General features: G+C 65.9%; 14 protein-coding genes. 4 read left to right on the top strand and 10 right to left on the bottom strand.

What is annotated here, in order from left to right:
* Positions 1-5 precede the first annotated feature (5 nt).
* Both mutL and EWM63_RS17320 read right to left on the bottom strand, forming a co-directional pair.
* Positions 6-1,916, bottom strand: coding sequence for a DNA mismatch repair endonuclease MutL (gene mutL / locus EWM63_RS17315; RefSeq protein ID WP_130187647.1), 1,911 nt, complete (start codon positions 1,914-1,916; stop codon positions 6-8).
* 54 nt (positions 1,917-1,970) lie between these two features.
* Complete coding sequence (locus tag EWM63_RS17320; RefSeq protein ID WP_130187648.1) at positions 1,971-2,870, bottom strand: peptidylprolyl isomerase; 900 nt, start codon at positions 2,868-2,870, stop codon at positions 1,971-1,973.
* A 149-nt stretch (positions 2,871-3,019) separates the two neighbouring features.
* Here EWM63_RS17320 and EWM63_RS17325 point away from each other — a divergent pair, with 149 nt between their 5' ends.
* Both EWM63_RS17325 and EWM63_RS17330 read left to right on the top strand, forming a co-directional pair.
* The gene (locus tag EWM63_RS17325; RefSeq protein WP_130187649.1) at positions 3,020-3,664 is read left to right on the top strand and encodes a VTT domain-containing protein; all 645 of its coding nucleotides are present in this window, start codon (positions 3,020-3,022) and stop codon (positions 3,662-3,664) included.
* A gap of 82 nt (positions 3,665-3,746) precedes the next feature.
* The gene (locus tag EWM63_RS17330) at positions 3,747-4,790 is read left to right on the top strand and encodes a carbonic anhydrase (RefSeq protein ID WP_130187650.1); all 1,044 of its coding nucleotides are present in this window, start codon (positions 3,747-3,749) and stop codon (positions 4,788-4,790) included.
* Positions 4,791-4,883: 93 nt separating this feature from the next.
* Here the strand turns inward: EWM63_RS17330 and EWM63_RS17335 are convergent, their stop codons facing one another.
* Genes EWM63_RS17335 through tsaE form a run of 3 tightly spaced genes read right to left on the bottom strand, consistent with a single transcriptional unit; the run spans position 4,884 to position 7,538 of the window.
* Positions 4,884-5,678: a D-hexose-6-phosphate mutarotase gene (locus EWM63_RS17335; RefSeq protein WP_130187651.1), complete on the bottom strand. Its 795-nt coding sequence runs from the start codon at positions 5,676-5,678 to the stop codon at positions 4,884-4,886.
* A 10-nt stretch (positions 5,679-5,688) separates the two neighbouring features.
* Positions 5,689-7,098 carry an N-acetylmuramoyl-L-alanine amidase gene (locus tag EWM63_RS17340; RefSeq protein ID WP_130187652.1) on the bottom strand — a complete coding sequence of 470 codons (1,410 nt, stop codon included), beginning with the start codon at positions 7,096-7,098 and terminating at the stop codon, positions 5,689-5,691.
* Complete coding sequence (tsaE, locus tag EWM63_RS17345) at positions 7,062-7,538, bottom strand: tRNA (adenosine(37)-N6)-threonylcarbamoyltransferase complex ATPase subunit type 1 TsaE (RefSeq protein WP_130187653.1); 477 nt, start codon at positions 7,536-7,538, stop codon at positions 7,062-7,064. Before tsaE ends, EWM63_RS17340 begins: the two co-directional genes overlap by 37 nt.
* Positions 7,539-7,586: 48 nt before the next feature.
* Between tsaE and queG the strand changes: the two genes are divergently transcribed.
* Positions 7,587-8,675, top strand: a complete 1,089-nt coding sequence (gene queG / locus EWM63_RS17350) for a tRNA epoxyqueuosine(34) reductase QueG (RefSeq protein ID WP_130187654.1) — start codon at positions 7,587-7,589, stop codon at positions 8,673-8,675.
* Positions 8,676-8,802: 127 nt separating this feature from the next.
* On the opposite strand, the gene EWM63_RS17355 is transcribed toward queG, so the two are convergent.
* The 5 genes from EWM63_RS17355 to EWM63_RS17375 form a co-directional block, all read right to left on the bottom strand.
* Positions 8,803-9,657: a CPBP family intramembrane glutamic endopeptidase gene (locus EWM63_RS17355; RefSeq protein ID WP_130187655.1), complete on the bottom strand. Its 855-nt coding sequence runs from the start codon at positions 9,655-9,657 to the stop codon at positions 8,803-8,805.
* The gene (locus EWM63_RS17360; RefSeq protein ID WP_130187656.1) at positions 9,654-10,154 is read right to left on the bottom strand and encodes a MarR family winged helix-turn-helix transcriptional regulator; all 501 of its coding nucleotides are present in this window, start codon (positions 10,152-10,154) and stop codon (positions 9,654-9,656) included. Before EWM63_RS17360 ends, EWM63_RS17355 begins: the two co-directional genes overlap by 4 nt.
* 65 nt (positions 10,155-10,219) lie before the next feature.
* Positions 10,220-10,954: an AAA family ATPase gene (locus EWM63_RS17365; RefSeq protein ID WP_130187657.1), complete on the bottom strand. Its 735-nt coding sequence runs from the start codon at positions 10,952-10,954 to the stop codon at positions 10,220-10,222.
* Between the two features lie 14 nt (positions 10,955-10,968).
* A complete protein-coding gene (locus EWM63_RS17370) occupies positions 10,969-11,556 on the bottom strand; it encodes a response regulator transcription factor (RefSeq protein ID WP_130187658.1) in 588 nt (195 codons plus the stop codon).
* Positions 11,557-11,560: 4 nt separating this feature from the next.
* Positions 11,561-13,558 (bottom strand): sensor histidine kinase, encoded by a 1,998-nt coding sequence (locus EWM63_RS17375; RefSeq protein ID WP_130187659.1) that lies wholly within the window; start codon positions 13,556-13,558, stop codon positions 11,561-11,563.
* 125 nt (positions 13,559-13,683) lie between these two features.
* On the opposite strand from EWM63_RS17375, the gene EWM63_RS17380 reads away from it, so the two are divergent.
* On the top strand, positions 13,684-14,676 hold the full coding sequence (locus EWM63_RS17380) for a TRAP transporter substrate-binding protein (RefSeq protein WP_130187660.1): 993 nt from the start codon (positions 13,684-13,686) through the stop codon (positions 14,674-14,676).
* The last annotated feature ends 41 nt before the right edge of the window (positions 14,677-14,717 follow it).

A 14,717-nucleotide genomic window follows, 5' to 3' on the forward strand; every position in this document is an offset into this window, starting at 1 on the left:
GTTGTTCACTGCCCGCGGAGGAAGAGTTTATCGAGGGCGGAGATTTCGACCTGTACCCAGGTGGGGCGGCCATGGTTGCACTGGTCCGCGCGTTCCGTGCTTTCCATCTGGCGCAGCAGCGCGTTCATTTCCGGCGCGGACAGGATGCGGTTGGCGCGCACGGCCGTGTGGCAGGCGAGGGTGCCGAGCAGTTCGTTGCGGCGCTCGATCAGCACGCGCGAGCCGCCGAATTCGCGCACGTCGCGCAGCACGTCGCGCGCCAGCGTTTGCGCATCGGCGTTCTTCAGCAGGGCCGGCACGGCGCGCACCGCCAGCGTGGTGGGCGACAGCACGGCAATGTCGAAGCCGAGCGCCTTCAGCGTGTCGCCATGTTCCTGCACCGTGCCCACTTCCACCGCATCGGCATAGAAGGTGACGGGGATCAGCAGCGACTGCACCTGCATGTCGGTGCCGGCGACCTGCGCGTCGAGCGCGTTCTTGAGCTGTTCGTACAGGATGCGTTCGTGCGCGGCGTGCATGTCCACCAGCACGAGGCCCTTGCTGTTCTGCGCCAGGATGTAGATGCCGTGCAGTTGCGCCAGCGCGAAGCCGAGCGGGAATTCCTCGTGGGCGAGGGCGGCCGAGGTGGCGGTGTATGACGCCGGCTGCGGGATCGCGTACGGCGCGCCCTGTTCGGCGGCGCGCGGCGGTTCCGCATCCGCGAACAGCGCACCGTAGCGTTCCGTGCTCTGCGCCACGCCGCCGCCATCGCGCGCTCCGAAGGGCGACGGCGAGAACGTGGGCGTGTAGGTGGGGTTCATCATCGCGCCGAACGACGTTTGCTGCTGCGGGCGCCAGGCATGGCCGCTGAGCGGAACGTCGCCGCCCAGCGTCTGCGCGGCGGGCAGGGGCGCCGGAATGGCGCCGTGGGCCGTGGCGGACGTTTGCGCCAGCGCGCGCTGCACCGCGTGGAACACGAACTGGTGCACGGCGCGGCTGTCGCGGAAGCGCACCTCGATCTTCGACGGGTGCACGTTCACGTCCACCAGCGCCGGGTCCAGCTCCAGTGCCAGCACGTAGGAAGGGAAGCGGTCGCCGTGCAGCACGTCTTCATAGGCTGCGCGCACCGCGTGCACCAGCACCTTGTCGCGCACGAAACGCCCGTTCACGTAGAAATACTGGCAATCGGCACGCGACTTCGACGCCGTCGGCAAGCCGGCGAAGCCGTGCAGCCGCAGCACGCCGGAAGCTTCGTCGATGGCGATGCGCGCTTCGGCAAACGCTTCGCCAAGGATCTGCGCGCTGCGCTTGGCCATGTCGCTGGCGATCCAGTGATCGATCGTGCGGCCGTTGTGCGTGAGCGTGAATGTCACGTCCGGCCGCGCCAGCGCGATGCGGCGCACGACTTCGGCGCAGTGGCCGAACTCGGTCTGCTCCGATTTCAGGAACTTGCGGCGCGCCGGGGTGTTGTAGTACAGGTCCTGCACGTTGACGGTGGTGCCGGGGGCGCCGGACGACGGCTGCACCGTGCCCAGGTGCGAGCCTTCCAGTTCCCATGCGTGGGCCGCATCGGCCGTGCGCGACGTCAGCTTGACGACCGCGACCGAGGCGATCGAGGCCAGCGCCTCGCCGCGAAAGCCCAGCGTGTTGACGTTTTCCAGGTCGTCCAGCGAGGCGATCTTTGACGTGGCGTGCCGCGCCAGCGCCAGCGGCATCTGCTCGGGCGGAATGCCCTTGCCGTTGTCGGTGATGCAGATACGCTTGACGCCGCCTTCCTCGAGCCGGACCGTGATCTGGCTGCCGCCGGCGTCCAGCGCGTTCTCCAGCAGCTCCTTGACGACGGCGGAGGGCCGCTCGACGACCTCGCCGGCGGCGATCTGGGAAATGAGCTGGTCGGGAAGCGCCTGGATCGGGCGGTGAGGAATCGGGGCGTTCATGGTGGCCGAAATTATACCCCGGCCGGTGGCTGCCGCCCCGCCGACCACTGGTCGTCAGGTGCCGCCCTGGCGCACCGGGATCGGCACGTTGCACAGGTCGACGTGGCCGGCGGCCACCTTGGTCCATGGGCCACCGCGGTTGCGCGAGGCCTCGGCCACTGCCTTGAAGCTGGCCGAGGCCGTGCGCATCACTTCAAGCTTGCTGCGCTGTGCTTCCGGCACGTCGGCCGCCAGCTTCACCGACTTGATCGTCACGCGTTGTACCGCGTCTTCATAAAACCCCATCGCGCCGGGGCCGCGCGGCATGACCGACAGCAGCGGCATGCCGTCCACGACGCGGCCCACCACGGTGATATTGCGGTCCAGCTGGCGCGGCGCCTGGCCGATCACGGCGTACAGCGCGCCGCCATTGGCGCTGTCCGCGTCCACGTCGCGGCCCACGCCCACCATGCCGTAGCAGTGCGCCAGCCAGGCCTGGCCGGTCTTGGGATCGCGCGCGGACGGGAAACCGTTCGAGTGGCCCACCTGCGGCGCATAGCCGTCCCGGTCCGGCAGGCGCGTGAAATCCCGGTCGTTCTTCAGCGGGACCGTGAACTCGCCGGCCAGCTTTTCCTTTGCCGTTTTCGGCTTGCGTGGATTGGCTTCGTCCGGGTCGCCCCACTGCACCACGAAGTTGTCCTGCGCGCGCAGGATCGCCAGGCCGTCGAAATAGCCTTCGCGCACCAGGGCGCGGATATTGTCGGCATGGTTGGGCGCGAATGCCGGCGCCAGTTCGATGACGACGCGCCCGGCCGGCAGTTCCAGGTACAGCGTGCTGGCCGGGTCGAGCGGGCGCCATTCGCTCGCCTGCGACGCCTTGATGACATCCGCCACCGATGGTTTCGGCGGCAATTCCCTTGCCGCCAGTGGCATTGCGGCGAGAGAGGCGAGAAAATAGAAGGGCCAGCGGGTCATCGGGTCTCCTGGTTGCTTGCTCGAGGGGGCTGGAAAATTGTAATCTGTAAAACTGACTCAATGAAAACTTTGTTGCCGTGGCAATGAACAGGCCTGACCGCTGGTGGTGGGCTGGTGTATGATCGCCGCCGCAACCTTACAGGACTACTATGGATTTCGTTCATTTGATGGAAATGCTGGTTCACGTCGACAAGGCGCTGGACACGCTGATTGCGCAGTACGGCACGCTGGTCTACGCGATCCTGTTTGCCATCATCTTTTGCGAGACGGGCCTCGTGGTCCTGTTCTTCTTTCCCGGCGATACGCTGCTGTTCATTGCCGGCGCGTTCTGCGCCACCGGCCACATGCACCTGGGCTTGCTGATCTTCCTGCTCATTTGCGCCGCGGTGATCGGTAATACGACGAATTACTGGATCGGCGAGAAGATCGGCAACCGCATGTTCACGCACAATTACCGCTGGATCAACCGCGACGCGTTGCAGCGCACGCACAACTTCTTCGAGCGCCATGGCGGCAAGACCATCATCCTGGCGCGCTTCGTGCCGGTGGTGCGCACCTTCGCCCCCTTCGTGGCCGGGGTGTCGGACATGACGTTTGCCCGCTTCCAGCTCTATAACATCACCGGTGCCGTACTGTGGGTGGTATCGCTGTGCGTGGCGGGTTACTTCTTCGGCAACATGCCCCTGGTGCGCGACAACCTGACGACGATCGTGCTGATCGGCGTTAGCGTGGCGATCGTGCCGATGGCGCTGGGCGGCCTATGGAAGGTCGGCCGCCGCATTCTCGGCCGTTGATTTCCCTCAAGCAAAAAAAAGCTTAAGTTTTTCCGTACGGCATCCGTTAACCGGGGCAAGTCTGTTTTCTGCCCCGGATCCCATGCGCAAGCTGATTGCCCTTACCGCGTGCTGCCTCGCCTTCGGCGCGGCCGGCGCCAATGAACCTCCGACGAAGATCGCCGGCGTGCAGCCGTCGTCGCCCGCGCGCGCAGATGCGATGGGCGTTGGCGACCTGAAAGGCAGGCTGGAAAAAGCGGCAAAGGGGGGCAAGCCCGTGCGCAAGCTGTCCGAGCGCGAGCAGGAAGAGGAAGCCGAAGCGGCGCTGTCGGCCAGGATCGCCGAACGGCTGGCGCAGATGAAGGCCAACCAGGCTGCCCGCCATGCGGCCGCCGCCAGGGCGCGCAAGGCCGCGCAGGCTGCACAGGCCACAAAGGCCGCCTACACTGTCCCCCAGCCGGCGCCGGCCAATGGCACGTTCTGGACCTATGAAGGTGAATTCGGCCCGGCCAACTGGAGCAAGATCAACGCCGCCTGGAACAAGTGCAATGGCGGCGAGCGCCAGTCGCCCATCGATATCCGCGACGGCATCAAGGTCGATCTCGAGCAGATCTCGTTCGAATACCGTCCTTCCGGCTTTACCGTCACCGACAATGGCCACACCGTGCAGGTCGCGCTGGGTGCCGGCAATTATCTGTCCGTGGGCGGGCGCAGCTACGAATTGCAGCAGTTGCACTTCCACCGCCCGGCCGAAGAGCGCGTCAATGGCAAGACCTACGAGATGGGCATCCACCTCGTGCACAAGGATACCGAAGGCCGCACCGCCGTGCTGGCGCTGATGCTGCAGCGGGGCCGCGCGCAGCCGGCGATCCAGACGGTATGGAACAACCTGCCACTGGAAAAGAAGGAAACGTCCGCGCCGTCGATCGTGTTCAATCCGGGCGACCTGCTGCCCGAGCGGCGCGACTATTACACCTACATGGGTTCGCTCAGCGAGCCGCCTTGCACCGAAGGCGTGCTGTGGCTGGTGATGAAGGAACCGCTGCAGGCTTCCGGCGAGCAGATGGCGCTGTTCTCGCGGCTGTATCCGCTCAATGCGCGACCGGTGCAGGCTGCCGCCGGGCGGCTGATCAAGGAGTCACAGTAAAAGCGCACAGTAAAGGATGAACAGCGGGATGAACAGCGGTGCCGGGCACCGTGTTCTCCCGGTAGAAAAACGGGCGCGTCATGCGCCCGTTTTTCATGGCTGGACGGTGATGGTATGCACGCCGGTCCATGCCGCGCCGGCAGCCAGCGGCTGCTTGTCGACCCGGGCCGGTTCGATGCACACGAAGCGCTGCCATTCGTCGTCGCGCAGGTCCGTCAGTTTCGCCGCGGCCTCGGCGCCCGGATTCCAGACAACGAATTCCGTGAACCCTTCCTGCTGCAGGCGCAGCGCGCCGCTGCCGGGATGCAGCGCCAGTTCGGCCGGGGCAGGGTAGATGTTGTCCAGCGGCGGGCCGAAATGCAGCGGCGATCCGTCCGGCAGGCCGGCCAGCACGGTGCGGGTGAATTCCTCGACCTGGAAATACGTGTGCAGCGCGCAGGCAAAGTCGAACGGTTCGGTATCCGTGTTGCGCACGTGATAACGCATCTCCAGCGCATCCGGCTTCAGCGTGAAGCGCAGCGCCAGCGAAAAGGCATGCGGCCAGCCCTGCGCCAGTTCGGCCGGCACGTCCTCGTGCGTCAGCAGGAATTCGGCCCATGCGGTCGTGGCGTCGTTGCCATGGTCGCCCAGGCGCCAGTGCGACAGCCGGGCCACGCCGTGGCGCTGGCCGGTGCCGCGCGTGGAGAATTGCGGGAAGATCACCGGCACGCCGCCGCGAATGGCGGCACTGCCGTCGCGCGGCGACGCATCGCTCATGAACAGGCGTTCGCGCTTGTCGGGCGTCTGCCACGACACCAGGTGCGCGCCATACAGTGCGATGGTGGCTTGCGCGCCGTCGGGCGCGGCGATGGTCACGGCCGGGAGCTGGCCGAACGTCGTCGATTGCATGCAATGGTCCTCAGGTCAGCCGACTCTTGGCGAGCGGCGGGTTCTTGGCGAAATACGAGCGGATGCCCTTCACGATCGCATCGGCGATCTGGTCCTGGTAATTGTTGTCGAGCAGGCGCGCTTCCTCTTCCGGGTTGGAGATGAACGCGGTTTCGATGAGGATCGATGGAATGTCCGGCGCCTTCAGCACGGCGAACCCGGCCCGCTCCACGGCGCCGTTGTGCAGCTTGTTGATGCCGCCGATCTGCTGCAGCACGGCCTTGCCCACTTTTAGGCTGTCGTTGATCTGCGCCGTCGTCGACAGGTCGAACAGCACGCTGGCCAGCTGCGGGTCATGGTCCTTGCTGTTGGCGCCGCCGATCAGGTCGGCCTGGTTTTCCTTGTTGGCCAGCCAGCGCGCAGCCGACGAGCTGGCGCTCTTCTCGGACAGCACGAACACCGAGGAGCCGCGCGCCGAGGGCTTGATGAACGCGTCGGCATGGATCGACACGAACAGGTCGGCATCGACCTTGCGCGCCTTTTCCACGCGCTTGTTCAGCGGCACGAAGAAATCGCCGTCGCGCGTGAGCATCACGCGCATGTTCGGGTGCTGTTCCAGCTTGGCCTTCAGTCGCTTGGCGATGGCCAGCACGATGTCCTTCTCGCGGCTGCCGCGCGAACCGATCGCGCCGGGGTCTTCGCCGCCGTGGCCGGGGTCCAGCGCCACGGTGAGCATGCGCACCAGCTTGTCGGCCTGCTGCGGTGGCTCGGGGCGGGCTGGCGGCTTGGCCGCGATATCCGGCCGCGGCACCGCCGCGGAGGGCACGCCTGGCGCCGGGATGCGGTTGTCCGGCAGCGGCAGCCCCGGAGCAGGGTGCTGCTCGGCCACCTGCGGCTGGCCGACCGGCACGCCGTCGCTCGACCATTCGCCCTTTTCGATCATCGCCGCGATCGGGTCCACTTCGCGCACCGGGTACAGGTCGAAGATCAGGCGGTGCTTGTATTCGCCCACGGGATCGAGGGTGAACACCTGCGGGCGGATTTCCGACTTCAGGTCGAACACGAGGCGCACGACGCCCGGGCGGTTCTGGCCCACGCGCACCTGCTGGATATACGGGTCGTTCGACTGGATCTTCGCCACCAGCGTCTTCAGCTCGGGGTTCAGGTCGAGGCCCTCGATGTCGACCACCAGGCGCTCGGGATTCTTGATGATGAAGTGCGATGTCTTCAGGTCGGAATCGTTTTCCAGCGTGACGCGGGTGTACTCGTCCGCCGGCCATACGCGCACGGCAAGGATCTGCGCGGCGCGCGCGGGCAGCGGGGTGAGCACCGACAGCAGCAGCGTGCCGCCGGCCTTCAGGAGGGTGCGGCGGGTACGGTGCTTTTGACCCGGCTGCGTGGGGATCAGAGGATCTGCGGGAAGTGGAGGCGTTGCAGGCATGAGATACCTAATGCAGAAAACGCCTGCAATTCTACATCACGTCCCTCACCCGCAACGCCGAGCGTCACGCGCAGGTCGGGCGGTGGCAGCACGCCCTCGGCTTTTTCCGGCCACTCGACGATGCAGATGTTGTGGCCGTCGAAGTCTTCGCGAAAGCCCGCGTCGAGGAATTCTTCCGGGCTGCCCATGCGGTACAGGTCGTAGTGGATCACGTTGACGGCCTGGCCGTCGAGCGTGACGGCGTAGGGCTCGGACAGCGTGTAGGTCGGGCTTTTCACAGTGCCCTTGTGGCCGGCCGCGTGCAGCAGCGCGCGCGTGAGGGCCGTCTTGCCGGCGCCGAGGTCGCCATGCAGGTGGATCGACAGGCCGGGCAGCAGGGCACGGGCCAGCGAGAGGCCGAGGGCGGCCGTATGGCTTTCGTCACGCAGGTGGGCTTTCATGGATGATTCGCATAAAATGGTGGATTGCTGCCGCCATTGTACCGTTCGATGTCCCTGTCACCCGAAGTGTTGTCCTCTCTCGCCGCCGCCGTCAAGCGGTGGGGGCACGAACTCGGATTTGCCGAGGTGCGTATCGCCGACATCGACCTGGCGACCGCGGAAGCCGGCCTGCAGGCGTGGCTGGACGCGGGCATGCATGGCGAAATGGACTACATGGCGGCCCATGGCATGAAGCGCGCCCGCCCCGCGGAGCTGGTGCCGGGTACCGTGCGCGTGATCACGGCGCGCATGGACTACCTGCCACCGTCGCACGATGCCGACTGGCGCCTGCGCGAACGGGGGCGGCTGGAAGATCCGAACGCCGCCGTGATCTCCGTGTATGCCCGCGGGCGCGATTACCACAAGGTGCTGCGCGCCCGGCTGCAGCAACTGGCCGACCGTATCCGCGGCGAAGTGGGCGAATTCGGCTACCGCGTGTTTACCGACTCCGCCCCGGTGATGGAATTGCCGCTGGCGGAAAAATCCGGCCTGGGCTGGCGCGGCAAGCACACCCTGTTGATCAACCGCGATGCCGGCTCGATGTTCTTCATGGGCGAGATCCTGGTCGACCTGCCGCTGCCGGTCGACGCGCCGACGGACGCGCACTGCGGCCAGTGCAGCGCCTGCATCACGGCGTGCCCGACGGGCGCCATCCTCGGCCCTGGCCGCCTCGATGCCCGGCGCTGCATTTCCTACCTGACGATCGAGCTGAAGGGCAGCATCCCCGAAGAACTGCGGCCGCTGCTGGGAAACCGCGTGTATGGCTGCGACGATTGCCAGACCGCCTGCCCGTGGAACAAATTCGCCGGGCGTGCCACGCTGCCCGATTTCGACGAGCGGCATGGCCTGGGCAGCGCAGGCATGGTCACGCTGTTCGCCTGGAGCGAGGACGACTTCAACCGGAACATGGAAGGCAGCCCGATCCGGCGCATCGGCCATGAGCGGTGGCTGCGCAACCTGGCCGTGGGCCTCGGCAACGCCGCCGCGCTCGGTGCCCGCGGCGATGCCGCCATCGTTGCCACGTTGCGGTCCCGGCTCGACCATCCGTCAGAACTGGTGCGCGAGCACGTGCAGTGGGCGCTCGCGCAACACGGCTGAGGCCGTGTCCACCCTGGGGTCAGCCTCAAAAGTGGACACGGGCTGAACACTGCTTCCGGTTTTTAAAGATGGGCTCGTGTCCGAAAACGGGGTTGACCCCATGGTGGACACGAGCTCGGCGCTAGCGTCAAGGCTTGGCCAGCCACTGGCCGCGCCTGCGGGCGAGAAGCACCAGCACGATGGCAGCGGCGCTCCAGGCCAGTACGGCGACGATCGATCCTTCGACGCCATAGCCGCCGCCGCTGAGCCATTCCGGGCCGCTGGCGGTAACCTGGATCCAGCCGCGCGCCGCATGGCCGGAGACGGGAATCGAGAACACGGCATCGAACAGGTAATTCCAGGCGAAATGCATGCCGACCGGTACCCACAGGCGGCGCGTGGCGATATAGCCGGCGGACAGGGCCGTGGAAGCGGCGGCCGTGGCCAGCATGCCGAGCACGCTGATGTGCTCGCTCGGAAGGTGGGCGGCCACGAACAGCGCCCCCGACACCGCCAGCGCGACCGACGTGCCCCACGATCGCTCCAGCAACCGGAACAGCACGGCGCGGAACAGGATCTCTTCCATGAACGCCACGAACACCTGCTCCGGCAGCGGCACCAGCAGGGCGCTCCAGTGCGCGGTGCCGGTGTACGTGTACACGCCGCCAGCCAGCAGCAGCGTGCTGCAGGCCACCATCAGCGCGGCGCCCAGCCCGATCCCGGCGCCCAGTTCCCCGCCGGCGCCGGGCCATGTCAGCTCCGCCACGTCGCGTTTCTCGACTTTGCGCACGTAGAAGCGGTAGCAGGCAACGATCGCCGCGGCGGCCAGCAGGAACGGCCACCCGGTGCGCCATGGCTTCGGCACGATCTCGGACAGCGCCAGTACCACGCTCATCGGCACCAGCACCGTCAGGATGCCCAGCACGGTCCGCACGAATCCGTTGGCGAGCAGGCGCTTGCCCAGCGATGGGCGGGGTGGGGCGGAAAACGAGGCGGTACTCATGATTTCTCCTTCTGTTCGTCCAGGGCGCCGGTGGACGTAAGCCGGTTGCGCGCCGCACGGATGCGCGCGCCGAATGGTTGCTGCTCCAGCGCAGCGATCGCCTGCGCCAGCGTGTCGGATAACGGGTAAGGCAAGTCGGCATCCAGGCTGGCCGCGGCGGCGCTCGTGGCGGCCCAGCATTGCTGGAGTCGTGGCAGCAGCGCGCTACCGCGGTGCGACAGCCGCACCAGCTTCTGCCGCGCATCGGCCGGCGAGGGCATGGTGGCCACCAGGTCTTCCTTCAGCATCAGCGCCACGGTCTGCGTGGCGGCAGGCTGCGTGATGCCGGCCGCCGCAGCGATCTGGCCGACGGTGCACGGTGTGCCGGCTGCCAGTGCCCGCATCACCGGCGTGTAGCGCGGACGGTAATCGATGCCCGCTTCCTCGTAGGAAGCGGCCACCGCGCCATCGAGCAGCTCGATCAGGTGTCGCAATTGGGTACCGAGTCCTTGTTTCATGTCCCCATATTTACATAAGTGCTTATATATTTCAATAAAAGAAATGGAACCGTTCGCGGGTGTGGTTAGTCGCCCAGCAATCTATCGAGCGTCTGGCGCGGATTGCGCAGGAAATCGAGCGTGACCTGGTAATGCTCGGTGTCCTCGTAATCGGTGCGGCGCAGGCCCTCGGGCAGGCATGCGTAGATGCGCGCGTCCGGGTAGGCCATCAGGATGGGCGAGTGGGTGGCGATGATGAATTGCGACCCGGCCTTCACGAGGCGATGGATCTGCTGCAGGGCTGCCAGCTGGCGCTGCGGCGACAGCGCCGCTTCCGGCTCGTCCAGCACGTACAGCCCCTGGCCGCCGAAGCGGTGCGTCAGCAGGGCCATGAACGCCTCGCCGTGGGACTGCTCGTGCAGGGAGCGCCCGCCATAGGAGATGAAAGCGTCCGGGCCCAAGCGCTCGAGTTCCGATGCCACGTTGAAGAAACTTTCGGCGCGCAGGAAGTAGCCGTCGCGCGGGCGCCGGTAACCCCGGGTGACGAGAAGGTATTCGTGCAAGGCTGAATGCGAGGCGCGCGTGCCGAAGTTGAAATTGCGACCGCCGCCTTCGGCGTTGTAGCCCAGCGCCACGGCGATGGCCTCCAGCAAGGTCGACTTGCCGCTGCCGTTCTCGCCGACAATGAACGTCACGTTCGGATGGAAGGTCAGCACGTCCAGGTGCTTGACGGCCGGGAGCGAAAACGGATAGTGGTCGAAGTCCGGCACCAGCTCGCGCCGCAGCGCCATGCTGATCGCGAAGGTGGCGGACAATGCCATCGTACTTTGCTGTCTTATTTCAGCAGGCCGGCCAGTTCGACGGCGGTCTTGACCTGCATCTTGTCGAAGATGTGCGCGCGGTGCACCTCGACCGTGCGCATGCTGATGCCCAGTTCGTCCGCCACGACCTTGTTCATCTTGCCGGCCAGGATCAGGTCAAGCACCTCGCGTTCGCGCGACGACAGGGTGGCCAGGCGCGCATGCACCGCCGCATGGGCGCTGGCCTGCTGCGAGCGTTGCAGGCCTTCCTGCACCCTGTCCATCAGCTCGTTGTCGTTGAACGGTTTTTCAAAGAAATCAAACGCGCCGCGCTTCAACGTATCGACCGCCATCGGCACGTCGCCGTGGCCAGTCAGGAAAATCACCGGAAGGCGCTGCGCCAGGCCGCGCGCATGCAACTGGTCGAACACGGCCACGCCATTCATGTCGGGCATCCGCACGTCGAGCAGCACGCAGTCGCCGGCCGGGTCGAACTGGCCCGCTTCCACGTAGGCCAGGAACTTGGCGCCGCAATCATAGGTGCTGGCGGGAATGGCACGCGACGAGGCCAGCCACGACAGCGAGTCACGGACCACTTCTTCATCATCGACGATATGCAACATCTTGTTATTTCTCCGTGGTTACTTGCGACGCCGGCAGCGTGAACGTGAATATGGTACCGCCTTGCGGGTTGTCCCGGTGCGTCAGCGTGCCGCCGTGGAATTCGATCGCCGTGCGGCAGATGTTCAGGCCCATGCCCATGCCCTGCGCCTTCGTGGAAAAGAACGGCGAGAACAGGCGTTCGGCCACGTCCTGCGGGATGCCGTGCCCGTTGTCGATCACATTCACGGCCACCTGGCCCGCCGCGGCATCGTGCGTTGCCTCGATGCGCAGCACGCGGCGCGCCAGGGGCACGGCAGCCATGGCCTCGATGCCGTTGCGCGCCAGGTTCAGCAGCACCTGCTCGATCATGATCCGGTCGGCCCGCACCCGCGGCAGGTCGGCCGGCAGGGCAATCTGCAGGGATGCCTGGTGCGGGCGGGCCTGCATCTCGATCAGCGCGCGGATGCTGTCGATCATCGTCGCAACGTCCTCGTCGTGTCGCGCGGGTTCGCGCTTGCGCACGAACTCATGCACGCTGCGGATGATCTGCCCGGCGCGGCGCGCCTGGGTGCCGGCCTGTTCCAGCGCTGGCTTCAGCGTGGCGGGGTCCACGCCTGGCCGCGCCAGCAGGTTCAGTGCGCCGGTGGTGTAGCTGGAAATCGCGGCCAGTGGCTGGTTCAGCTCATGCGCCAGCATCGAGGCGATTTCGCCCATCGTGGCCAGGCGGCTCGACGCCTGCAGCTTTTCCTGGTGTTCGCGGTTCAGCTCCTCGATGCGCTTGCGGTCGCTGATATCGAGGATGGACCCCATCCAGCCTGTATGGCGGCCGTCGTTGTCCACCAGCGGCGCCTCGAAGATCAGCACGGGAATCCGGGTGCCGTCCGGTCGCTGGAAAATTGTTTCGAATTCCGGTGTCACGGTTCCCTGCAGCACGTTTTGCAGCCGATGCTGGTATTCGGCCATGACTTCCGGCGCCCAGTAGGGCATCGGCGGCGAGCGGCCCACCAGGTCTTCCTCGCTGTAGCCCACCATCTGGCAGAACGCCGGGTTCACGTAGGTGATGCGGCCTTCCAGGTCGCGCGCGCGCAGGCCCGTGACCAGCGAGTTTTCCATGGCGGTACGAAACGCCATCTGCTGGCGGAGCGCCTCTTCCGCTTCCAGCCGCCGCGAGATATGGCCCCACAGTGCCAGCAGGCTCCACAGCAGCGCCAGCGCCAGCACGATCACCGAGCCCACGAGCAGGTTCGGCAGCAGTTTCGGCGCCGTCTTCACGCTGTCCGTCATCAGCGTGACGACGGCGCCGGGCAGGTCGAGCGCGCGCTTGTGCGTGTACACGCCATGGCCCGGCCCGGCGGCCGCGCGGCGGGCGAGAATGCGGTCGTCCCGGTCCAGCAGCGTGACCTGGTTATCCTGCGCGAACCACCATGGCACCATTTCTTCCAGGATCGCGGACAACTGGTACGTGGCCACCAGCGTGCCCAGGTAAGTGGCGCCGCGGTACAGGGGGTAGTGGTAATCCATCATCATCGCGCCCGGGGTGCCGGACGGATAGGCCGGCTGGGGAGCCGGATCGGCGTAGACGCCATTGCGGCTGAGTCGGGCGCGCTCGGCCGCTTCCCGCGATGGCGCCGACAGCATGGCCACCGCTGGCGGCGCCTCGTCGCTCGACGCGGCCACGTCATGTTCGGGCGTTACCCACATCACGCGTTTCAGTTCGAGGCCCGTCTTCAGCTCGCTGGCCATGCGCTCGTGCAGGCGCTTGACCGAGGCGCCGGCCAGGATTTCGTTGGCCACGCTTTTCAAGTCTTCTTCATGGCGGCCGAGCTGGAAGCGGATGGTCTGCTCGACCCACAGCGTGTCGGCGATCAACTGCTCCTGGCGCTCGTTGCTTTCCATCTGGCGCGCCTGCCACGGCAACCAGATTAGAATGGCCAGGAACAGCAGAACTAACACAACAGGGAGCAGCCAGCGCGCGGAGCTGGGAAACGGCAGGCGCGCCGCCATGGAACGAAGGGAGGTCATTGTCCGAGGGTAACCAATCTGCTCCGGCGGGATATTGTGGTTTTCCACAGTTGCCCCTTGCCGGGGCGCTCTACAGAATGGAACAGCAGGAATAATAAATGCAATTTCTAAATATGGGGACACGCATGAAACTCAAGACTATCCTGGTTGCGCTTGCCGCGACTGCCTGCATCACCGCCAACGCCTTCGCCCAGGCGCCGATCGTCATCAAATTCAGTCATGTCGTCGCCACCGACACGCCGAAAGGCCAGGCCGCCGCCCGCTTCAAGCAGCTGGCCGAGCGCGCCACCAACGGCCGGGTGAAGGTGGAGGTCTATCCGAACAGCCAGCTGTACAAGGACAAGGAAGAGCTCGAAGCCCTGCAACTGGGCGCCGTGCAGATGCTGGCGCCGTCGCTGGCCAAGTTCGGCCCGCTGGGCGTGAAGGAATTCGAGGTTTTCGATCTGCCGTACGCGTTTCCCAACAAGCAGGCACTGTACAACGTGACCGAGGGACCGATCGGCAAGAGCCTGCTGAAAAAGCTGGAAACGAAGGGCATCACCGGCCTGGCCTACTGGGATAACGGCTTCAAGATCATGTCGGCCAACAAGCCGCTGTACACGCCCACCGATTTCCGCGGCCTGAAGATGCGTATCCAGTCATCCAAGGTACTCGATGCGCAGATGCGCGCGCTGGGCGCCAATCCGCAGGTGCTGGCGTTCTCCGAGGTTTACCAGGCGCTGCAGACAGGCGTGGTGGACGGCACCGAGAATCCGCCGTCGAACATGTACACGCAGAAAATGCACGAGGTGCAGAAGTACGCCACGCTGTCGAACCATGGCTACCTGGGCTATGCCGTCATCGTCAACAAGAAGTTCTGGGATGGTTTGCCGGCCGATATCCGCACCGCGCTCGAAGGGGCGATGCGCGAGGCCACCACATATGAAAAGGCGATTGCCCAGCGCGACAACGACATGGCACTGGATGCGATGAAGAAATCCGGCCGCACCCAGTTCGTCACCCTCACCGCGCAACAGCAGACCGCGTGGAAGAACGCGTTGCTGCCCGTGCACAAGCAGATGCAAAGCCGCATCGGCGCTGACCTCGTCAACGCGATCGCGAAGGAAAGCGCGAAGTAATGCGCCGTGGGGCGGCGTCCTGCCGCCCCGTTGTTCCTGAC

It is taken from the genome of Pseudoduganella lutea (assembly GCF_004209755.1).
GTDB classification, from domain to species: domain Bacteria; phylum Pseudomonadota; class Gammaproteobacteria; order Burkholderiales; family Burkholderiaceae_D; genus Rugamonas; species Rugamonas lutea.